The sequence below is a fragment of the Streptomyces albidicamelliae genome, from assembly GCF_025642175.1.
Taxonomy (GTDB): Bacteria; Actinomycetota; Actinomycetes; order Streptomycetales; family Streptomycetaceae; genus Streptomyces; species Streptomyces albidocamelliae.
On record NZ_CP106795.1, the window covers coordinates 5415205 to 5436155 of the forward strand.

Sequence of the window (20951 nt, forward strand, 5' to 3'; positions counted from 1 at the left end):
ATGAGTCGCAAGGTCGTTCATATTTCTGACCATGTGGTCCCGTCACGCCGTCTCCGACAGCGCCGCCATCGAGCTGGCGCTCATCGGCGTGACCGCGCTCTGCGTGGCCGACATCCACTGTCGCTGACGCCGCCTCCCCGGCGTACGCGTCGCGACCTTTCCCCACCTTCTCCGTGACCGAGTCCGTGTGACCGTGTCACGGGTTCTTCGACGACCCGACGCCGGGGCCGACGTCTGCCCGCAGCCGTCTCACTCCTCGTCCCTTTGTCTCACTCTTCGAGAAATCCTCGATCAGTTCCCCGAGAGGTCGTCATTCCGATGCGTCAACCGTCCGTCATAGCGCGCCGCGTGGCAGCGGCATCCGTCAGCCTGGTCGTGGCAGCGGGCGCCGCCGCCTGCGGCCCGAAGGACAACGATGCCAAGGGTTCCGGTGGCGACTCCGCGCCCCACAAGGGCGGCACGCTCACGGTGCTGAACTCCGAGCCGCAGAGCGACTTCGACCCCGCGCGCCTCTACACCTCCGGCGGCGGAAACGTCCCCTCGCTCGTCTTCCGCACCCTCACCACGCGCAACCGCGAGAACGGCGCGGCCGGCGCAGAGGTCGTCCCGGACCTCGCCACCGACACCGGGCGCCCCAACAAGGACGCCACCGTCTGGACGTACACCCTGAAGGCCGGCCTCACCTACGAGGACGGCTCCCCGATCACCTCCGCCGACATCAAGTACGGCATCGAGCGCTCCTTCGCCCCCGAACTCTCCGGCGGCGCCCCCTACCTGCGGGACTGGCTGGTCGGCGCCGCCGACTACCAGGGCCCGTACAAGGACAAGAAGGGGCTGTCCGCGATCGAGACGCCGGACGCCCGGACCATCGTCTTCCACCTGAACAAGCCCGAGGGCGAGTTCCCGTACCTCGCCACCCAGACGCAGTTCACCCCGGTCCCCAAGGCCAAGGACACGGGCACCAGGTACGAGTCGCACCCGGTCTCGTCCGGCCCGTACAAGGTCGTCAAGAACGAGAACGACGGCGAGCACCTCGTCCTGGAGCGCAACACCCACTGGTCGGGCAGGGTGGACGCCGAGCGCAAGGCCTACCCGGACACCATCGACGTGCGCTCCGGGCTCGACTCCTCCGTGATCAACCAGCGGCTGTCCGCGTCCCAGGGGGCGGACGCCGCCGCGGTCACCACGGACACCAACCTCGGCCCGGCCGAGCTGGCCAAGGTCACCGGTGACAAGGCGCTGGCCGCGCGTGTGGGCACCGGCCGCTTCGGCTACACGAACTACATCGCGTTCAACCCGACCGTGAAGCCGTTCGACGACCCCAGGGTCCGGCAGGCGATCTCCTACGCCATCGACCGCTCCTCGGTGGTCAACGCGGCCGGCGGCAGCGCGCTCGCCGAGCCCGCCACCACCTTCCTGCCCGACCAGAAGTCCTTCGGGTACACCCCCTACGACCCGTTCCCGGCGGGCAGGTCCGGCAACGCGGCCAAGGCCAGGGAGCTGCTGGCGCAGGCCGGCCACAAGAACGGGCTCACCGTCACGCTGACCCACTCCAACGCCAAGGACTTCGAGACCAGCCCCGAGATCGCGACCGCCGTCCAGGACGCGCTCAAGAAGGCCGGCATCAAGGTCGAGCTCCAGGGCCTGGAGGACAACGACTACCGGGACAGGACCCACGGCCTGAAGACCGAGCCGGGCTTCTTCCTCGCCCACTGGGGTGCCGACTGGCCCTCCGGCGGTCCCTTCCTCGCCCCGATCTTCGACGGCCGGCAGATCGTCAAGAACGGAGCGAACTTCAACACGGGCCTGCTGAACGACAAGTCGGTCAACGCCGAGATCGACGCGATCAACAAGCTGACCGACCTCGACGCGGCGGCGAAGCGGTGGGGCGCGCTGGACAAGAAGATCGGCGAGAAGGCCCTCGTCGTCCCGCTGTTCCACCCCGTCTACAAGCGCCTGTACGGCTCGGACGTCAAGAACGTCGTCATCAGCGACTGGACCGGCGTCCTGGACATCTCCCAGGTCTCGGTGAAGTGACGCCGTGAGCGAGGCACTCATCGCCGTCGAGGCCGCCGGGACGGACACCACCGTCCCGGCGGTCTCGGGGGCACGTCGGTTCTGGCGGCGGCTGCGTGCGCAGCGCGCCGCCCTGGTCGCCGCGGCCGTCGTCGCGCTGCTCGTCCTCGTCGCGCTCGGCGCGCCGCTGCTCACCGCCCTGGAGGGCCAGGACCCCACGACCTACCACCCCTCGCTGATCGACTCCGCGCGCGGCGGCGTGCCCGTCGGCTCCTTCGGCGGCCTCGGCGGCGACCACTGGCTGGGCGTCGAACCGCAGACCGGCCGCGACCTGTTCGCCCGGCTCGTGTACGGGGCGCGGGTGTCCCTCGGGGTGGCGCTGGCCGCGACGGTGCTGCAGATCGCCATCGGGGTCGCCGTGGGCGCCGCCGCCGCGCTCGGCAGCCGCCTGCTCGACCAGCTGCTGAGCCGCGCCACGGACGTCATCGTCGCCATGCCGTTGATGATCATGGCACTGGCCCTGCTGGCGATCGTGCCCGCGAGCTTCCCGCGCACCGTCCTCGTCACCCTGGTGATCGGCCTGATCGGCTGGGGCAACATCGCGAAGATCGTCCGCGCCCAGACCCTCGCCCTGAAGGGGCTCGACCACGTGGCCGCCGCCCGGCTCAGCGGCTGGAGCACCTCGCGGGTCGCCCGCCGCGAGCTGCTGCCCGGCCTCGCCGCCCCCGTCATCACCTACGCGGCGCTGCTCGTCCCCATGAACATCTCCGTCGAGGCGGCCCTGTCCTTCCTCGGTGTCGGCGTGAAGCCGCCGACCCCCTCGTGGGGACAGATGCTCACCGCCGCCGACGTCTGGTACCAGGCCGCGCCGCAGTACCTGCTGCTGCCGGCCGGCGCCCTGTTCGTCACCGTCCTCGCCCTCACCGTCCTCGGGGACGGCGTGCGCACCGCCCTCGACCCGCGCGCCGCCTCCCGCCTGCGCGTCGGAACCGGCCGCCGGGACAGGACCGGCACCAGCTCCGAGGAGGCGACCGCATGAGCGGCTTCGGCGGATTCCTGCTGCGCCGGGCCGTCGGCGCGGTGATCACCCTGCTCGCCGTCTCGGTGATCGTCTACGTGGTCTTCTACGCCACGCCCGGCAACGTCGCCCAGATCACCTGCGGCCCGCGCTGCTCGCCGGAACAGGTGCACCAGGTCGCCCGGCAACTCCACCTGGGCGACCCCCTCTACCTGCGCTACTGGCACTTCCTCGAAGGCCTCCTGGTGGGCCGGGACTTCTCCACGGGCACCTCGGTCGAGCACTGCGCGGCACCCTGCCTGGGGCAGTCGTACCAGACCGGCCGGCAGGTCCTGGACATCATCCTGACCAAGCTGCCCGTCAGCCTCTCGCTCGTCCTCGGCGCCATGGTGCTGTGGCTCGTCCTCGGCGTCGGCACCGGCGTGCTCTCCGCCTGGCGGCGCGGCCGGCTCAGCGAGCGCGTCCTGACCGCGATCACCCTGGCCGGCACCGCCACGCCCGTGTTCGTCATCGGCCTCGTCCTGATGATCGTCGTCTGCGGCGAACTCCGGCTGCTGCCCTTCCCGCAGTACGTGAACCTCACCGACGACCCCGAACAGTGGGCGTGGAACCTGCTGCTGCCGTGGCTCTCGCTGGCCCTGATCGAGGCGGCCGCCTTCGCCCGGCTGACCCGCGCCGCCATGCTGGAGACGCTCGCCGAGGACCACATCCGCACCTTCCGCGCCTACGGCGTCGGCGAACGGGCCGTCGTCGGCCGGCACGCGCTGCGGGGCGCGCTCGCGCCGGTCATCGCGCTGAACGCCAACAACGTCGGCTCGGCCGTCGGCGGTGCCGTCCTCACCGAGACCCTGTTCGGCCTGCCGGGCATCGGCCAGGAGCTGGTGCACGCGGTGAAGGTGGTCGACCTGCCGGTGGTCGTCGGCATGGTCCTGGTCATCGCGTTCTTCGTGGTCCTCGCCAACGCCGTCGCGGACGTGCTGTACGCGGTGGCCGACCGACGGGTGGTGCTCGCATGAGCCTGGTGGAAGTCAAGGACCTGACCGTCGAGTTCGGCGCCGTGCGCGCCGTGGACGGGCTCTCCTTCGAGCTGGCGAAGGGCGCCGCCCTGGCCCTCGTCGGCGAGTCCGGCTCCGGCAAGTCCACCGTCGCGGGCGCCCTGCTGGGCCTGCACCGCGGCACCGGGGCCCGGGTCGGCGGCTCGGTCCGCGTCGCCGGCACCGACGTGCGGGACGCCCCGGACGAGGAACTGCGCCGGCTGCGCGGCGCCAAGGCCGCCATGGTCTTCCAGGACCCGCTGTCCTCGCTCGACCCGTACTACGCGATCGGCGACCAGATCGCCGAGGTGCACCGCGTCCACACGCGCGTGTCACGCCGCGCCGCACGCGCGCGTGCCGTGGAGGTGCTGGAGCGGGTGGGCATCCCGGACGCGGCACGGCGGTCCCGTTCCCGCCCGCACGAGTTCAGCGGCGGCATGCGCCAGCGCGCCCTCATCGCCATGGCCCTCGCCTGCGAACCGGACCTGCTGATCGCCGACGAGCCGACCACCGCCCTCGACGTCACCGTCCAGGCGCAGATCCTCGACCTGCTGCACACCCTGCGCCAGGAGACCGGCATGGGCCTGCTGCTCGTCACCCACGACGTGGGCGTGGCCGCCGAGAGCGTGGACGACGTCCTCGTCATGCGGCACGGCAGGGCCGTCGAGCACGGTCCGGTCGGCACGGTCCTCGCCGCGCCCGCCCAGGCGTACACCCGCCGGCTCCTCGACGCCGTACCGCGCGTGGACACCCGCCGGACCTCCTCGCCGGCCGGCGAGGAGGTCGTGCTGGAGGCCGACGGATTGCGGCGCGAGTACGGGCGCGGCAGGCGGGCGTTCGCCGCCGTGGACGACGTCTCGCTGACCGTCCGCCGCGGTGAGACGCTCGGCGTGGTCGGGGAGAGCGGCAGCGGCAAGACCACGCTCGGACGCATGCTGGTCGGGCTGCTCCGGCCGACCGCGGGCGGGGTCCGTTACGAGGGCCGCCCGCACACCGGCGTGAACCCGGCCGTGCAGATGGTCTTCCAGGACCCGGTCTCCTCCCTCAATCCCCGCCGCAGCGTGGGCGAGTCCATCGCCGACCCGCTGCGCGCACGGGGCGAGAACGACGACGAGCGGGTCCGGGGGCGCGTGACGGAACTGCTGGAGCGCGTGGGCCTCGACAGGGAGCACTACGACCGCTACCCGCACGAGTTCAGCGGCGGACAGCGCCAGCGCATCGGCATCGCCCGGGCGCTCGCCGCCGACCCCCGCGTCATCGTCTGCGACGAGCCCGTCTCGGCGCTCGACGTCACGACCCAGGCCCAGGTGGTCGACCTGCTCGGCGAGCTCCAGAGGGAACTCGGTCTCGCGCTGGTCTTCATCGCCCACGACCTCGCCGTCGTCCGCCAGGTCAGCGACCGGGTCGCGGTGATGCGCGGGGGCCGGCTGGTCGAGTACGGCCCCGCCGACGAGGTGTACGACAGCCCGCGCGAGGACTACACCCGGCAGCTCCTGGCCGCCGTACCCTCGCTCGATCCGGAACTGGCGGCCCGGCGGCGGGCGGCCCGGGGCGAACCGGCCGTCGCGTGACGTCCCGCGCCGGGCGGCGCGCCCGCCGGCCCCGGCGGGCGGTCCGGTGATCTCCTAGCGCGGCGGAACGCCACCCGCACGCGAAAGTTACGACCGTTCACCCCTTTTGGTGGTGCGATGGACAACCGTCCGTCGCACCACCGCCTTGTCCCCTTACGTTCGTCCCGCTGCGAGCCGTCGGGACAACGGCGGCTCCCCAGACGGGAGATCGGGGGTGCACACGTGCGCATCGGACTGCTTACGGAGGGTGGCTACCCGTTTGTGAGCGGTGACGCCAGACTCTGGTGCGACCGGCTCGTGCGCGGGCTCGGGCAGCACGAGTTCGACATCTACGCGCTCAGCCGCGGCCGGCAGCAGGAGGACGAGGGCCTGGTCCCGCTCCCGCCGCAGGTCGGCCGGGTGCGGACGGCGCCGCTGTGGACGGCCGAGGACGACGGGGTCACCCACGGGCGGCGCGCGCGCCGGCGCTTCACCGAGTGCTACGAGGAGCTGGCCGGCGCGGTGTGCGCGGCCTCCGACGCCGGATCCGGGCCCCCGTCCGCCGACTTGGCGGACCGTTTCGGCAGCGCTCTGTACGGTCTCGCCGAACTCGCCCGCGACGAGGGCGGACTGGTGGGCGCCCTGCGCTCCGACGCCGCCGTGCGCACCCTGGAGAGCGCCTGCCGCGCGCCCGGCGCGCTGCGTACGGCGCGCGAGGCGCGCGTACCGGACCTGCTCGCGGTCGCCGCGCACCTCGAACGCGCCCTACGCCCCCTCTCCCTCGACTGGTACGACGACGCCGGACTCGGCGCGGCCGACCTCTGCCACGCCACCGCGGGCGGTTCCGCCGCCCTCCCCGGGCTGCTCGCCCGGCACTTCGCCGGCGTACCCCTGCTGGTCACCGAGTACGGCGTCCAGCTCCGCTCGCACTACCTGGCCCTCGGACCCGACGCCGCCGCCCCCGCCGTCCGCGCGCTCCTCGCCGCCTTCCACGGCCGGCTGGCCGCCGAGGTCTACCGGCGCGCCGAGATCCTCACCCCCGGCAACGGGCACGCCCGCCGCTGGCAGGAACGGTGCGGCGCCGACCGGAGCCGGATCCGCACCGTCTACCCGGGGATGGACGCCGCCCGCTTCACGGAGGCCGGCGAGTCCCCGGACCGCTCCGATCCGGACGCGCTCGTCTGGGTCGGCCGCGTCGAGCCCACCAAGGACCTGGTCTCCCTCCTCCACGCCTTCGCCGAGGTCCGCAAGGAGGAACCCAAGGCGCGGCTGCGCATCCTGGGCGCGCCCGCCGGACCGGAGGGCGAGGCCTACCTCGGTCACTGCCGTGCCCTCGCCGCGCAGCTCTTCCCCGACGAGGCGGAGGGCGTGCACGCCGTCGGCGACAACCCGGTCTCCTTCGAGGAGATCGGCGGTCCGGAGGCCCCGACCCCGGCCGACGCGTACGCGGCCGGCGCCGTCGTCGTGCTGTCCAGCGTGGTGGAGGGCTTCCCGGTCGGTCTCATCGAGGCCATGTTCTGCGGCCGGGCCACGGTGTCCACGGACGTCGGCGCCGTGGTGGAGGTCATCGGCGGCACCGGCCTCGTCGTCCCCCCGCGCAATCCGCGGGCGCTCGCCGAGGCGTGCGTGGCGCTGCTGCGCGACCCCGAGCGCCGTGCGCGCCTCGGAGCCGCCGCGCGCGCCAGGGCGCTCGAACTGTTCACCGTCGAGCAGAACATCGCGGCATTTCACGGCATTTACCTGGAGATCGTCTCGCACTGCCCGGTCCGCCGGGTCGTCCTGGACGAGGCCGGAGAGCCCCTGCCGTTCGCCACCCCCGCCGAGTCCCATGTGCCCGGCCGCTGGACCGGTCCGACGGCCCGTGTCCTGCCCCGCGGCATCCCCGGCTGGGCCACCGGCGCCCCGGTGCGCGCGACGCGTGTGGCGGCCGCGGAGGGGGTGCGATGAGCGGGGGTCAGGACCATGAGGAGCCGAGCGGGCGCGGCGGGCCCGACCGGTGCGCCGTGAGTGAGCCGGGCGACCTCGACCGGCCCGGCACGCCGAGCGGCGCCGACGCGTGGGACGCGCCGTCGGGGGAGTGGCTCACGGCCGCTCCGGCCCCGGCACCGTTCGCGGCGACGGCGACGGATGTGGACGTGGACGTGGTTGCGGACGCGCACGCCGAAGCCGGAGTTGGCGTTGCAGTTGGCGTTGGCGTTGGTATTGGCGCCGAAGCCGGAGTTGGCGTCGCAGTCGAAGTTGGCGCCGAAGCCGGAGCCGGTCCCGCTGCCGACGCCCTTCCCGCGCCGGCGGACCCCGAGCACGGCAAGCGGCGTGTCCCCGGACCACACGGCCGGCGCGGGGTGGTGGACCCGGTGAAGACCCTGCTGCACCGGCACCGGGAACTGTGCGAGCGGGCCGTGGACTCCCTGGAGATCGCGGCCGGGCTGGAGGCGCACGGCGTCACCGACCGGACCGCCGCCCGCTTCCGGCACCGGGACGTCTTCTCACTCGCCGAAGAGCTGTACGCGCGCGTGCCCCGTGACGGCGACCCGCGCCAGGAGCCCGAACCCCTGCCCGCGCCCCGCGTCCGCGCCGGCTGGGTCCTGCTCACCGTGCTGCCCGGCGCCCTCGGCGCCGCCACCGTGGCCGCGCTGCGACTCACCCACGGGCACACCCGGCCGCTCGTGGCACTCGCCGGCGTCCTCGCCGCAGCCCTCGCCATCCGTGCGGCACTGCGCCACGGCCCCCTGGCCGACCGGTCCGGCACTTCCTCGTGGCGCACGGCGAGCGCCGCGCGCGTGTGGACGCTCTGGCTGCTCGGATACGCCCTCCTCGGCGACGGTCTGCTGCACGCCGTCCTGACCGGCGGCCCCGACAGCGCGCCCACCGGGGCCCCGGACGGCCCCTGGTCGACCGCCACCGCGCCCGCCCTCGCCCTCCTGCTCGCCTGCGCCCCGGCGGCCTGGTGCGCCCACCTGCTCACCGCGGGCGCCCGCCGTCGCCTCGCCGGCAGCCGCGGCCTCGAGGACTTCTCCTCCGCCGCGAAACCGCTGCTGCTCGGCACCTTCGCGCTGTTCCTGGGCGCGCTCACGGCACTGCTCCTGCTCTGCGGCACCACGCTGCGCGAACCCGTGCCCTACCCGCGGTCCGTCGCCCTGGGCGCCCTGCTCCTCCTCGCGCGCCTGCTCACCGTCCACCGCCACCGGCACGCCCCGGTCCTCGCCCTGGGCGCGGCGGCGGCCGTGGAGGCGGTGGCCCTCGCCCTGCCGACGGCGGCCCGGCTGCCCGGCTGCGCCTTCCTCGCGACCCCCGTGCGGACCCTCGTGGACGCCGGCGGTCCGGCCGCCGTCCCCGCCCTCGCCTGCGGCACCGCGGCCCTGGCCCTGCTGCTGCACGCCGTCCGCACCCTCACCCAGGCCTCGGCCCACGCTCCCGCGGGAGCACCCGAGTGACTCTTCCGCCACCGGTCCGACCCGGGCCCACCACGCGTCCGGAGCGCATGACCGCACCGGACCAGGGCCACCGGGGCCCGGCCGGCCACCGGCGGCACCCGCACCACCCCGTTGAAGGAGAACACCAGATGACCACCTCCCGACCCGGAGCGTCCCGAGCCCCCGGTACCGCCGGACCGGCCACGGGAGCCTTCGCAACGCCCGGATCCACCGGCGCGCACACCCCGGGAGCCGCCCGATGAGAGTCCTGCTGATCGGAGCCAACGGCTACATCGGGCGCTTCGTCGCCGACCGCCTGCTCGCCGACCCCGCCGTCCAGCTCACCGCGCTCGGCCGCGGCGACGACGCCGACGTCCGCTTCGACCTGGCCACCGGCAGTCCGGGCGCCCTCACCCGCTTCCTCGACGCCGTGCACCCCGGCGTCGTCGTGAACTGCGCCGGAGCCACCCGGGGCGGCGCCCGCGAACTCACCCGGCACAACACCGTCGCCGTCGCCACCGTCTGCGAGGCCCTGCGCCGCAGCGGCTGCGGCGCCCGCCTGGTGCAGATCGGCTGCGGCTCCGAGTACGGTCCGAGCCAGCCGGGCTCCTCCACGGCCGAGGACGCGGTGCCACGCCCGGGCGGCCCGTACGGCGTCAGCAAGCTCGCCGCGACCGAACTGGTCCTCGGCTCCGGACTGGACGCCGTCGTCCTGCGCGTCTTCTCACCCGCGGGCCCCGGCACCCCGGCGGGGTCGCCGCTCGGCCGGCTCGCGGAGGCCATGCGGCGCGCGATGCAGTCCGGCGACGGCGAACTGAAGCTCGCGGGCCTCGGTGTCCAGCGCGACTTCGTGGACGTGCGCGACGTCGCCCGTGCCGTGCACGCCGCCTCGCTCTCCGCCGCGCAGGGCGTGATCAACATCGGTTCCGGCCGGGCCGTACGCCTCAGGGACGCCGCCGCCGTCCTCGCGCGCGTCGCCGGGTACGGCGGTGCCCTGCACGAACTCGACGCCCCGCCCGGAGCCCTGCGCGGTGCGATCGGCCACCCGCGCGCCGACTCCGACCACACCGCCCCACTGGCCTACCCCTACCCGGACGGCTGCGGCAGCTGGCAGCAGGCCGACGTGCGCACCGCACGCGACCGGCTCGGCTGGCGGCCCCGTATCAACCTCGAGGAATCCCTGGCAGACATCTGGATGGAGGCGGCATGCCGCATCTGACCAGCACCACGGCGGGCGCCACGAACACCGGCGTCCGCACCGCCCTCGGCATCCCCGGCTACGCCCACCCGCTCGTCGCACCCGCCCAGTGGGCCGAACTCGCCCGCCCCGGCACCCCGCTGGACTGGGTGGTGCTGAACGTGGCCGGCGGCCCCGGCAGCCGCCCCGACCCGCACTGCCTGCAGGCCACGGCCCGGCTGCGCGGCGCCGGCGTCCGCGTCCTGGGCCACCTGGACCTCACCTACGGCGCCCGTGCCTTCGGCGACCTGCTCTCCGACGCCCACCGGTACCTCGACTGGTACCGGGTGGACGGTTTCCTGCTGGACCGCTGCCCCACCGAGCGCACCGCGCTCCCCGAGGTCCGGCGCGCCGTCACCACGCTCCGCGCGATCAGCGACAGCGCGCACCTCGTCCTCGGCCACGGCACCCACCCGCACCCCGGCTACGCCGAGAACGCCGACCAGCTGGTGACCTTCTCCGGCCCCTGGTCCGACTACCGCTGGTCCCAGGTCGCCGAGTGGACGGCCGACTACCCGCCCGACCGCTTCTGCCACTTCGTGCACGGCGTACCCCGCGGACACCTGGACGAGGCGCTGCGCATCGCACGCTGGCAGGGAGCGGCGACGATCTACCTCACCGACCACACCGACGGGGGCGGCCGCGCGGACCCCTGGGAGACGATGCCCGGCTACTGGGACGACATCGTCTCGCGTATCGGGACGGGTGTCTCGGAATGAAAAAGGCCGTGGCAGTGTTACGGGGAGAACAACCGTACTGTTTGACCGACCAACGGAGTCCCCGTGTCGCTGCCACCCCTGGTCGAGCCAGCTTCTGAGCTCACCGTAGACGAGGTCCGCCGGTACTCCCGCCACCTGATCATCCCGGATGTCGGGATGGACGGGCAGAAGCGGCTGAAGAACGCCAAGGTGCTCTGTGTGGGCGCCGGCGGCCTGGGCTCGCCGGCGCTGATGTACCTGGCCGCCGCGGGCGTGGGCACGCTCGGCATCGTGGAGTTCGACGAGGTCGACGAGTCGAACCTGCAGCGCCAGATCATCCACAGCCAGGCCGACATCGGCCGCTCCAAGGCCGAGTCGGCGCGGGACACCGTCAAGGGCATCAACCCGTACGTGAACGTGATCCTCCACGAGGAGCGGCTCGAGGCCGACAACGTGATGGAGATCTTCGGTCAGTACGACCTGATCGTCGACGGCACGGACAACTTCGCGACCCGTTACCTGGTCAACGACGCCTGCGTGCTGCTGAACAAGCCGTACGTGTGGGGCTCGATCTACCGCTTCGACGGTCAGGCCTCCGTCTTCTGGTCCGAGCACGGTCCCTGCTACCGCTGCCTGTACCCGGAGCCCCCGCCGCCCGGCATGGTCCCCTCCTGCGCCGAGGGCGGCGTCCTCGGCGTGCTGTGCGCGTCCATCGGCTCCATCCAGGTCAACGAGGCCATCAAGCTCCTCGCGGGCATCGGCGAGCCGCTGGTCGGCCGTCTGATGATCTACGACGCCCTGGAGATGCAGTACCGCCAGGTCAAGGTCCGCAAGGACCCGGACTGCGCGGTCTGCGGCGAGAACCCGACCGTCACCGAGCTCATCGACTACGAGGCCTTCTGCGGCGTCGTGTCCGAGGAGGCCCAGGAGGCGGCCGCCGGTTCGACGATCACTCCCAAGCAGCTCAAGGAGTGGATCGACGACGGCGAGAACATCGAGATCATCGACGTCCGCGAGATCAACGAGTACGAGATCGTCTCGATCCCCGGCGCCAAGCTGATCCCCAAGAACGAGTTCCTCATGGGCACCGCCCTCGAGGGCCTGCCGCAGGACAAGAAGATCGTCCTGCACTGCAAGACGGGTGTCCGCAGTGCGGAAGTCCTCGCGGTCCTGAAGTCCGCCGGCTTCTCCGACGCGGTCCACGTCGGCGGTGGCGTCATCGGCTGGGTCAACCAGATCGAACCGGACAAGCCGGTCTACTGATCGACCCCCCCCGGTCCCACGGAAGCCCACGGCCCCGATCACCTCGGGTGCCGTGGGCTTCTGGCCGTCCGGGACCGCGCCGTCGGCGGCCGGAGCACCCTACGACTGCGCCGATATGGGTGACTACGTGTCGAAATGCCCCCATTGCCGGGGGTGGATCGATACGCTCCGAGCGTCAGTCAGCGCGCGGTGAAAGAAGTCTGCCCATGCCATTCCATCCGGGGGAGCAGGTCAATTTCGGCGGTGAGACCGCCGTGGTGCTGGAGGACCGCGGTGACGGCGGCTACCTGATCTCCAGCGGTCCCGCACGGCTGTCGATCGTGGTTCCCCGTGACTCCCTCGAGAACGCGCGACGCCGGCCGGCCGCCAAGCGGCTGTTCACTCCGAGCGCGCCCCACCTGCTCTCCGTGGACGACTTCCTCGACGATCCGGACGAGGTGCGCGAGATCGCGCTCAGCGCGGGCTACCACACCGATCCGGAGCACTTCAAAGGGCTGCGCAGCGACCACCGGTACCTCTGGCCCGGCCTGCGCGAGGAGTTCTCGCGGCTGCTCGGCACCCCGGTCACCGAGTGGCTCGGGCACAACGCCAACGGTGTCTTCCAGCAGACCGCGCACGACGATCCGCTGGTCTGGCACCACGACTCGCAGAGCTACGCCGCCGCGATCTACCTGAACCCGAACCCGCCCGCCGGCGCCGGCACCAGCTTCTGGCGCGACCGGGTGCACGGCTGCCGACGTGCCCCCGGTCATCCGAAGGAGCGGGCGCGCCTGGGCAGTCCGGAGGCCGTGGAAGCCGCGCGCTCCACGGTCTACGACCCCTACAACTTCGTGCACGACGACAACTGGGAGCTGGTCGAGTCGATCTCCGGGCAGTACAACCGGCTGGTGATCTGGGACGCGAAGCTGATCCACTCGGCCACGTCCTACGAGCACTTCGCCGGCGAACACGGCACCCACCGCCTGGTGCAGCTCTTCTTCTTCGACATCGACGTCTGAGCGGCCCTGGTGCCGGCGCGTCTTCCCCACGCCGGATCCGGGCTACGACGGCCACCCAGGAGTTCTCCTGGGTGGCCGTCGGCAATTCAGGGTGGTATCGGTGTGTTCGCGCCCTCTGCCTGTGGTGAGCGGATCCGCGTTGCAGTGTGATGATCACGTCGGTTAACGTGACATCAACTTCACACGTGCTAGGTCACGTTGAGGTCGACCACACCGCGCGACCGCAGCCATGAGGGCCACCGGGCCGTCTGCGAGGCATGACCATCCTCGCGATCCCGTCGCGGCGGCTGCCGTCGCGGTTCGACGGAAGATACGGGGAGTTGTATGAAGAAGCGCTTCATGGGCAGGCTCGCGGTCGCGATCCTGACCCCCGCGGTGATCCTGGCGGGCGCCGGCCAGGCGTTCGCCAACGGGACCGTCACCTGGAAGAACAAGCTCAACGGCAAGTGCCTGGGCTACATGAACAACATTCCGCTCGCCGCCGCCGACTGCGGCACGCCGCCGTCCAAGTGGACGGAGACCAAGCAGTCCGACGGCTCCTGGACGCTGAAGACCAGCTACGGCGACTGCCTCGACAGCAACCGGGACGGCAAGGTCTACATCCGGGACTGCAACGGCGGCGCCAACCAGAAGTGGGAAGAGATCAAGGACACCGCCGGCTGGCGTCTGAAGAACAAGGCGACCGGGCTCACGCTCGGCCAGCACGACGGCGTCCTCTACACGGGCTTCGACGGCGGCCTCAAGGCCCAGCGCTGGAGCTGAGTCCACCCGACGCTCCCGCATGAGCCGTGGAGCGGGGGCTCCGGCGCCACAGGCGTCCGGGGCCCCGTCCGCGCCGGTGACCGTCAGGAGCAGACCGTGCCGTCCTTGGGCACCGTCCCCTTCAGCAGATAGGCGTTCACCGCCGAGTCGACGCAGTCGCTGCCGCGGCCGTACGCTCCGTGCCCCTCGCCCTTCCAGGTGAGTTCGACGCCGACGCCCCGGCCCAGTTCGTCGGCCATTCTGCGGGCACCCTCGTACGGCGTGGCCGGGTCCCCGGTGTTGCCGACGACGAGGACGGGCGCCGCGCCCGGCGCACCGACCTCCGGGGTGTCGAACTGGCCCGGCACCGGCCAGCCGTGGCACCAGCCCGCCGAGTCCCAGCCCAGGAAGTCCCCGAACACGGGGGAGATCCGCTCGAACTCCGCCAGTCGCCGCTTCGTCTCGGCGACGGTCGGCCGCTGTCTGTCGTCCAGGCACGAGATGGCCCGCTGGGAGTGGGACGTCGTGCCGTAGTGCCCCGAGGAGTCCCGTTCGTTGTAGTCGTCGGCGAGCGCCAGCAACCGCGAACCGTCCCCCTTCTCCGCCGACTCGAGCGCGGCGGTCAGCCGCGGCCACCTGGACTCGCTGTACAGCGGCAGGACGATCCCGGTGACGGCGAGCGTCTGGGTCAGTCTCCGCCCCGACGACGTCCGCAGCGGCTCGGCGTCGATCCGCTTCAGCAGGTCCGCGATCTTCCGGGTGCCCTGCTCGGGGTCCTGGCCGGTGGACTTCAGGTAGTCGTCCAGGGCGCGCTGGAAGCCGCGGGTCTGGTTCTCGGCGTGGCCCACCGTGTCCGCGGTCGGGTCGACCACCGCGTCGAGGATCAGGCGTCCCACCCGCTTCGGGAACAGGTGGGCGTACACACCGCCGAGTTCGGTGCCGTAGGAGATGCCGAAGTAGTGCATCCGGTTGTCGCCGAGCACCTGGCGCATCAGGTCCATGTCGCGCGCGGTGTCGGTGGTCGACACATGGGCCAGCAACCGGCCGGCCGCCTTCCGGCAGCTTCTGCCGAAGGCGGTGGAGTCCTCGAAGTACGCCTTCTCCTCGGCGGGGGTGTCGGGGGTGGCGTCCACGTCCTCGGCGGCCGCGATCTCCCGGTCGCCGCGGCAGCGGATGCCCTCGCTCCGGCTCACCCCGCGCGGATCCCAGCTGACCAGGTCGTAGCGCTCCCGCAGGGCGGAGGCCAGGGCCGCGTAGTACGGCATGGTGTCCACGCCCGAGCCGCCCGGGCCGCCGAAGTTGAAGAGCAGCGAGCCGAGGCGGTCCCCGCCGGTCGCCCGCGCGCGGATGAGGGCGAGGCCGATCGTCGCACCGCCCGGCTCGGCCCAGTCCAATGGCACTTTGAGCGTGGCGCACCGCCAGTCGTCGCCCGGCGCCTTCGCGTCCCCGGTGGCCTCGCAGCGGTGCCAGTCGAGGTGCTGGGAGGTCAGGGAGGCCGGCAGGTCCGCGGAGGCCGCCGGCGCCGAGGACCGCGAGGCCGACGGAGGAGCCGTGCCCGTCGCCTTGCCGTCGCTCCTTCCGCCGCCCCCGTCCGACGAGCCGCCGCACCCGGCCACCAGCAGCGCCGCGGCCGCGGCCGCCGTCCATCGCAGCCATCGCCCCATGTGCACCCCCCTCACAGGCCCCTCGCGTCGTGCCGCGCCGGGCGTTCACGCCATGGTAGGCATAGCGGGCCGAACCCGTTACGAGTTGTGGATAACCCTCTGACCTGCACCTTCAGTCGGTCGAGGGTTCAGGAGCAGACGGAGCTCAGGAGCAGACGCAGCTCAGCAGTAGACGGCGCTCAGGAGCAGACCGCGCCCGCCTTCGGCAGCTTCCCGTCCAGCAGGTAGCCGTTCACCGCGCTCTGCACGCACTTGTTCTTGCTGTCGTACGCGCCGTGCCCCTGGCCCCTGTACGTGAGCTGGACGCCCACGCCCTTGCCGAGCGCGTCCACCATCTTCCGCGCGCCCTCGTACGGCGTGGCAGGGTCGCCCGTGTTGCCGACGACGAGGATGGGCGCCGATCCCGGGGCGCTGACGTCGGGATGGTCGGCGGCGCCTGGCACGGCCCAGTCGGTGCAGCTGAGCATGCCCCAGGCCAGGTAGTCCCCGAACAGCGGGGAGGCGGCGCGGAACTCGGGCACGCGCTGCTGGACGAAGTCCGGGGTGTACCGGGGCTTGTCGTCGGCGCAGTTGATGGCGATGTTCGCCGCGGTGATGTTGCTGTACTCACCGTTCTCGGAACGGCCGTTCATCGAGTCGGAGAGCAGCATGAGGATCTTCCCGTCACCGTCGTACGCCTCCTGCAGCCCCTCGGTCAGGTACTCCCAGAAGTCCTTGGAGTACAGCGACTGCGCGATGCCGTTGGTCGCGGCGGTCTGGGTGAGCTGGCGCGGGAGGATGCCGGGGATCGGCTTCTTCTCCAGGTCGGCCAGGAGCTTGGCGATGCGGTCCTTCACCTCCTGCGGGGTGTCCCCGATCGGGCACTCCGTGGTCTTCGACGTGCAGTCCTCGGCGAAGTTGTCGAGCGCGAGCTGGAAGCCCCTGGTCTGCCCGAGCGCGCTCTGCTCGGGGTTCTGCGTGGGATCGACCACCCCGTCGAACACGGCCCGGCCGACGTGCTTCGGGAACAGGTGGGCGTAGACGCCGCCGAGCTCGGTGCCGTAGGAGATGCCGAAGTAGTGCAGTCTGTCGTCGCCGAGGACCTGCCGCATCAGGTCCATGTCGCGGGCCGCGTCCGTGGTGCGTACGTGCGGCAGCACCTTCCTGGAGTTGTTCTCGCAGGCCGCGTTGAACTGCTTGGTGCGGTTCACGAGGTCGGTGCGCTCGGCGCTGTCGTCGGGCGTCGCGTCCTGCTGGAAGAACGCGTCCAGCTGGGCGTCGCTCTCGCACTTCACGGGTGCGCTGCGGCCGACCCCGCGCGGGTCGAAGCTGACCAGGTCGTAGCGGGTGCGCAGGGCGGCGTAGTCCTCGCCGAAGGCGGGCAGCGTGCTGACGCCGCTGCCGCCGGGGCCGCCGAAGTTGAAAACCAGCGAGCCGATCCGCTTGTCGGCGGGGCCGCTGGCCTTGGCCCGGATCAGGGCGAGATCGATGGTGTCGCCCTTGGGCTTCGCCCAGTCCAGGGGCGCCTTCATGGTGGCGCACTGCCAGGCGGCGCCGTTCGGCAGGGGGGACGGGGCGCTGCCGCCGCCTTCCGCCGCGGACGGGGCGGGGCAGTCCTGCCAGTCGAGCTCCTGCTTGGTGAGGTCCCCGTTCCCGTCGTGCGCGGCGCCGTCACCGCATCCGGCCAGCAGACCGGACAGCACCGTGGCGGTGGTCATCAGGGCGGCGGCACGCCGCCAGGAGGGGTTCGCCATGTCTCCATCGTGGGCCCGCGTCCGCCCACGCGCGCGGGCCGCGAGCCGTACGAGGTACACCCGTGGGGACGCCCCGCCCGCCTCAGAGAGCGCCCTTGCGGGTCAGGTGGTTGAAGGCGAGCCAGCCCGGCAGCACCGGCAGCCACAGCGTCAGCAGACGGAACAGCAGGACGGCCGGCGCGGCGACCTCCTTGGGCAGGCCGACGGCGATCAGGCCGACGGTCAGCGTCGCCTCGACCGCGCCCACACCGCCGGGTGTCGGCGCGGCCGAGCCCAGCGCGTTGCCGGCCAGGAAGACGACCGCGACGCTGGCGATGCTCAGCGAGACCGTGCCGTCGCCGAAGGCGCGGATGGAGGCGTCCAGGCACATCACGAAGCAGGCGGTCAGCAGGAGCATGCCGCCGATGCCGGTGACCAGCTTCTGCGGCCGCTGGAGCACGTCGAGCATGCGCGGCACGACACCCGCGAACAGCGACCTCACGCGCGTGACGACGAATTTCCGCAGGAACGGCACCGAGGTCACCACGAGCACCAGCACCGCCACGGTCAGCAGACCCGCGATGACCGTGCGGGACGGCGACAGGGACGGTGTCTTCTCGGTACCGGTCAGATAGCCGAACGACAGCAGCATCAGGATGTGGCAGCCGAGGCCGAACAGCTGTGACGCGCCGACGCTCGCCACCGCGAGTCCGGGGCGCACGCCCGCGCGCTGGAGGAAGCGCGTGTTGAGGGCCACGCCGCCGACCGCGGCCGGCGCGACGATCTTCACGAAGGAGCCGGCGACCTGCGCCGCCACCGTCCTCGGGAACGGCACCCGCTCGGGCACGAACCCCAGCAGCGCCATCGCCGCGGCGACGTAGCTGAGCGCGGAGAACACCACGGCGGCGGCCACCCAGCCCCACTGGGCCTGCGCGAACAGCGTGCCGAACTCGATGTGGGTGAGCTGCGTCAGCAGGTAGTACGCGCCGATGGCACCGGCGATGAAACTGATCAGCGTCTTCGGCCGCACCCGCTCCAGGCGGGCCGGTTCCACGGGCGCCTGGGGCCTGATCCGCAGCACCTGGTGCCGGATCTGGGTGAGCAGGTCCTCCTCGCGGGCCTCTTCGAGGGCTTCGTCGAGGGCCCGCTTCTCCGCGCGCTGCTCGGCGCGGACCGTCTTCTTGTCCGGCTTGTCGACGGCGGCCGGGGCCGCCCCGGACGTCTCCTCCGCGCGGGCCGCCTTGGTCTGCCGGGACGCCTCCAGCACCGCCTCGCGCTCGCGCTGGGCCCGTTCGCGGGCCAGCCGGCGCAGCGTCGCGCGCGTGGAGCGCGTCAGCGCGATCGGCTGGAGCATCGGCAGGCAGTCGGCGACCGCGTCCGGACCGAGGACGCCGACCGCCGAGGCCACGGCGCGTTCGGCACCGACCCGCAGACCGAGCGTGGTGAGCAGCTGGGCGACGTCCATGCGGAGCAGCAGATCGCCGGCGGCGATCTCGCCGCCGCGCAGCTCGGCGAGGATCACCTTGCCGGAACGATCCACCAGGATCGCGTCCCCGGCCAGCCTGCGGTGCGCGATGCGCCGCGACTGCAGCGCCTGCACCTGGTGCCAGGTGGTGCGCAGCAGTTCATCGGTGATCTCCTCGTCGGCCAGCGTGTCCAGGGTGCGCCCGCCGGTGTGCTCGTAGACGAGCATGACCGCGTCGGGGCCGAGCTCGGAGGTGGCGATCAGCTTCGGCGCGTTGGCGCCGGCCGCGATCGCCGCGTAGGCCAGCAGGGCCTCCTGTTCCAGCGCCTGGCGCAGCGACTGGAGGCTGGAGCGGGTGGCGAAGCCGCGCAGGGTCAGATTGCGCCACGCACGGTAGAAGAAGCCCTGCGCCTGCTGTTCCCGGTCGACGACCGTGACGTCCAGCGGGGGCCCGTCCTCCAGGGTGACGAAGTAGCGCCGGCCGCGGTCGCCGTTCTCCGACTCGACGGTCTCCTCGCGGGCCGCGCTGAGGGGGTGGAAGCCGACGTGTCTGAGGCCCGCCATCAGTGTCTGCCCGGTCGGGCGGACGTTGGGGGAGCCGACCGCGTACAGGGTGCCGTAGGCGATCGTCCAGCCGATCAGCACCGTCAGGATGATCGAGAACGGGGTCGTGTAGCCGGTGACGAGCATCGAGAACGCGTCGAGCGTCAGCACGATCCACAGCACCGCGCGCCATCTGGGCCGGCGGGACATGCCGACGGCCGTCATGTACGCGATGACCGGCGCCAGATAGCCGTGCACGGGATCGGTCAGAGCGTGGATGTCACCCGGCGAGGGCTGGGTGAGCGCCTCCTGGATCGAGTCCGGGGCGGCCCGCGCGACCCACAGGTCGGTGGCGAGGGTCACCCCGTGCGCGAGGACGGCCGCGAGGACGCCGTCGGCGATCCGCAGCCCGTCCCGTTTGATCAGGCGTTCGATCGCGAAGGCGACCGGCACGAGGAGGATCGCGATGCTGGACGCCAGCCCCGCGATCTTGATGAGCAGGTCGGGCGCCTGCCCGGTGCCCTTGTTGATGTCCTGTTCGAGGCCCGAGGTGGTGCCGTGGGCGAACGCGGCGATCGCGAACAGCACGACGACGGCGAGCACGCCCACCAGGAGCCGCATGAGGTCGGAGGGGCGGTGCACCCGCGCGGGCAGCAGGGGCTCGTCGCCCTCGACCGCCTCCGCGTGCGGGTCCTCGCCCACGCCCGGACCGTGGTCGGGGGGCGGGTTCTCCGGCATGTGCGCCCCCTCGCCTGCCTTGTCGCCGTCACCGTCGTCGGCGGCGCACGCGGGCGAGGAGACGTCCGCGCGCGGCGCCCCGCGGCCGTCGTCGGGCGCTGCGCCGTCGTCCTCACGCGCGCGCGTGCCGCCGTCGTTCCGGCGCGGCCGCGTGAGATCGTCCTTGCGCGGACCGGATTCCTCCCGCCGCGCGTCCGGGTCGCCCGTGTCCGCGCGGACGGTGTCGGGGCGCGCGGCGGCGTCAGGGGTGCCCGCCGCGTCCTCGGGGTGCACGCCCTGCTGCTTCATGGTCTCTTCTTGGTCTCGTATCACCGGTCACCGCCCGCACGATGGTGGCATGCTCCACCGACCGACGCGGGCATCAGGGTCTGGATGCGCGGGCGCACAGTCTGCCCGAAGCGACGCGCCGGTGCGAGAGGACCATGGAGCGCGGACCCCGGCGCGATGTCGGTGGGGTGCGGCAGGATGGGGCGAATGAGCGAGCAGAGCCCTGCCGGAGAGACCCGCGAGGAGTACGCCGGGACCCTGCCGGAGTACGCCGAGCGGGTCCTGGAGGTCGCCGAGCGGATCCCGCCGGGGCGGGTGATGACGTACGGCGATGTCGTCGAGTGGCTCGAGGAGGGAGGGCCGCGTCAGGTCGGCCGCGTGATGGCCCTCTACGGCGGCGCCGTGCCGTGGTGGCGGGTGGTCCGCGCGGACGGTGCGCTGCTGCCCGGGCACGAGCTGCGCGCGCTCGCCCACTACCGCGACGAGGGCACGCCGCTCAGGCAGGCCGGCAGGAGCGCCGAGGGCCATGTGCCGCGGCTCGACATGCGGCGGGCCCGGTGGGACGGCGGCGCGGGCGCGGAGGGTCACACCTGA

The 20951-nt window shown here is 72.6% G+C and carries 16 protein-coding genes; 13 read left to right on the forward strand and 3 right to left on the reverse strand.

Annotated features, from left to right (window positions below; genetic code table 11):
• Positions 1-31 precede the first annotated feature (31 nt).
• The 12 genes from N8I86_RS39060 to N8I86_RS24940 all read left to right on the forward strand — a co-directional run bounded on the left by N8I86_RS39060 (position 32) and on the right by N8I86_RS24940 (position 13989).
• Positions 32-127, forward strand: a complete 96-nt coding sequence (locus tag N8I86_RS39060; protein ID WP_311318790.1) for an Ms4533A family Cys-rich leader peptide — start codon at positions 32-34, stop codon at positions 125-127.
• 191 nt (positions 128-318) lie between these two features.
• Complete coding sequence (locus N8I86_RS24890) at positions 319-2037, forward strand: ABC transporter substrate-binding protein (protein WP_073889305.1); 1719 nt, start codon at positions 319-321, stop codon at positions 2035-2037.
• A 4-nt stretch (positions 2038-2041) separates the two neighbouring features.
• A complete protein-coding gene (locus N8I86_RS24895; protein WP_073889306.1) occupies positions 2042-3055 on the forward strand; it encodes an ABC transporter permease in 1014 nt (337 codons plus the stop codon).
• Positions 3052-4050 carry an ABC transporter permease gene (locus N8I86_RS24900; RefSeq protein ID WP_073889308.1) on the forward strand — a complete coding sequence of 333 codons (999 nt, stop codon included), beginning with the start codon at positions 3052-3054 and terminating at the stop codon, positions 4048-4050. Before N8I86_RS24895 ends, N8I86_RS24900 begins: the two co-directional genes overlap by 4 nt.
• On the forward strand, positions 4047-5639 hold the full coding sequence (locus N8I86_RS24905; RefSeq protein ID WP_263278750.1) for a dipeptide ABC transporter ATP-binding protein: 1593 nt from the start codon (positions 4047-4049) through the stop codon (positions 5637-5639). The genes N8I86_RS24900 and N8I86_RS24905 overlap by 4 nt, the downstream gene beginning before the upstream one ends.
• Positions 5640-5861: 222 nt before the next feature.
• Positions 5862-7565: a DUF3492 domain-containing protein gene (locus N8I86_RS24910; RefSeq protein WP_263278751.1), complete on the forward strand. Its 1704-nt coding sequence runs from the start codon at positions 5862-5864 to the stop codon at positions 7563-7565.
• Positions 7566-7621: 56 nt separating this feature from the next.
• Positions 7622-9052, forward strand: coding sequence for a hypothetical protein (locus tag N8I86_RS24915; RefSeq protein WP_263278752.1), 1431 nt, complete (start codon positions 7622-7624; stop codon positions 9050-9052).
• Positions 9053-9290: 238 nt separating this feature from the next.
• A complete protein-coding gene (locus tag N8I86_RS24920) occupies positions 9291-10250 on the forward strand; it encodes an NAD-dependent epimerase/dehydratase family protein (protein ID WP_263278753.1) in 960 nt (319 codons plus the stop codon).
• Positions 10238-10987: a spherulation-specific family 4 protein gene (locus tag N8I86_RS24925; protein ID WP_263278754.1), complete on the forward strand. Its 750-nt coding sequence runs from the start codon at positions 10238-10240 to the stop codon at positions 10985-10987. The genes N8I86_RS24920 and N8I86_RS24925 overlap by 13 nt, the downstream gene beginning before the upstream one ends.
• A 63-nt stretch (positions 10988-11050) precedes the next feature.
• Positions 11051-12229, forward strand: coding sequence for an adenylyltransferase/sulfurtransferase MoeZ (gene moeZ, locus N8I86_RS24930; protein WP_073889315.1), 1179 nt, complete (start codon positions 11051-11053; stop codon positions 12227-12229).
• 206 nt (positions 12230-12435) lie between these two features.
• Positions 12436-13227, forward strand: a complete 792-nt coding sequence (locus N8I86_RS24935; RefSeq protein WP_073889317.1) for a DUF6445 family protein — start codon at positions 12436-12438, stop codon at positions 13225-13227.
• A gap of 324 nt (positions 13228-13551) precedes the next feature.
• A complete protein-coding gene (locus N8I86_RS24940) occupies positions 13552-13989 on the forward strand; it encodes an RICIN domain-containing protein (protein WP_073889319.1) in 438 nt (145 codons plus the stop codon).
• Positions 13990-14072: 83 nt separating this feature from the next.
• Here the strand turns inward: N8I86_RS24940 and N8I86_RS24945 are convergent, their stop codons facing one another.
• The 3 genes from N8I86_RS24945 to N8I86_RS24955 all read right to left on the reverse strand — a co-directional run bounded on the left by N8I86_RS24945 (position 14073) and on the right by N8I86_RS24955 (position 20378).
• Positions 14073-15632, reverse strand: coding sequence for an alpha/beta hydrolase (locus N8I86_RS24945; RefSeq protein ID WP_263278755.1), 1560 nt, complete (start codon positions 15630-15632; stop codon positions 14073-14075).
• 179 nt (positions 15633-15811) lie between these two features.
• A complete protein-coding gene (locus tag N8I86_RS24950; RefSeq protein WP_263278756.1) occupies positions 15812-17365 on the reverse strand; it encodes an alpha/beta hydrolase in 1554 nt (517 codons plus the stop codon).
• Positions 17366-17447: 82 nt separating this feature from the next.
• Entirely contained in the window at positions 17448-20378 is a 2931-nt protein-coding gene (locus tag N8I86_RS24955; protein WP_263278757.1) for a lysylphosphatidylglycerol synthase domain-containing protein, read from the reverse strand.
• Positions 20379-20564: 186 nt separating this feature from the next.
• On the opposite strand from N8I86_RS24955, the gene N8I86_RS24960 reads away from it, so the two are divergent.
• Complete coding sequence (locus N8I86_RS24960) at positions 20565-20951, forward strand: MGMT family protein (protein WP_263278758.1); 387 nt, start codon at positions 20565-20567, stop codon at positions 20949-20951.

Coding starts and splice junctions, on each gene's coding strand:
- N8I86_RS24920 (WP_263278753.1), top strand. CDS start 9,291: ATGAGAGTCCTGCTGATCGGAGCCAACGGCTACATCGGGCGCTTCGTC.
- N8I86_RS24955 (WP_263278757.1), bottom strand. CDS start 20,378: ATGAAGCAGCAGGGCGTGCACCCCGAGGACGCGGCGGGCACCCCTGAC.
- N8I86_RS24950 (WP_263278756.1), bottom strand. CDS start 17,365: ATGGCGAACCCCTCCTGGCGGCGTGCCGCCGCCCTGATGACCACCGCC.
- N8I86_RS24925 (WP_263278754.1), top strand. CDS start 10,238: ATGCCGCATCTGACCAGCACCACGGCGGGCGCCACGAACACCGGCGTC.
- N8I86_RS39060 (WP_311318790.1), top strand. CDS start 32: ATGTGGTCCCGTCACGCCGTCTCCGACAGCGCCGCCATCGAGCTGGCG.
- N8I86_RS24890 (WP_073889305.1), top strand. CDS start 319: ATGCGTCAACCGTCCGTCATAGCGCGCCGCGTGGCAGCGGCATCCGTC.
- N8I86_RS24935 (WP_073889317.1), top strand. CDS start 12,436: ATGCCATTCCATCCGGGGGAGCAGGTCAATTTCGGCGGTGAGACCGCC.
- N8I86_RS24900 (WP_073889308.1), top strand. CDS start 3,052: ATGAGCGGCTTCGGCGGATTCCTGCTGCGCCGGGCCGTCGGCGCGGTG.
- N8I86_RS24905 (WP_263278750.1), top strand. CDS start 4,047: ATGAGCCTGGTGGAAGTCAAGGACCTGACCGTCGAGTTCGGCGCCGTG.
- N8I86_RS24960 (WP_263278758.1), top strand. CDS start 20,565: ATGAGCGAGCAGAGCCCTGCCGGAGAGACCCGCGAGGAGTACGCCGGG.
- N8I86_RS24945 (WP_263278755.1), bottom strand. CDS start 15,632: ATGGGGCGATGGCTGCGATGGACGGCGGCCGCGGCCGCGGCGCTGCTG.
- N8I86_RS24940 (WP_073889319.1), top strand. CDS start 13,552: ATGAAGAAGCGCTTCATGGGCAGGCTCGCGGTCGCGATCCTGACCCCC.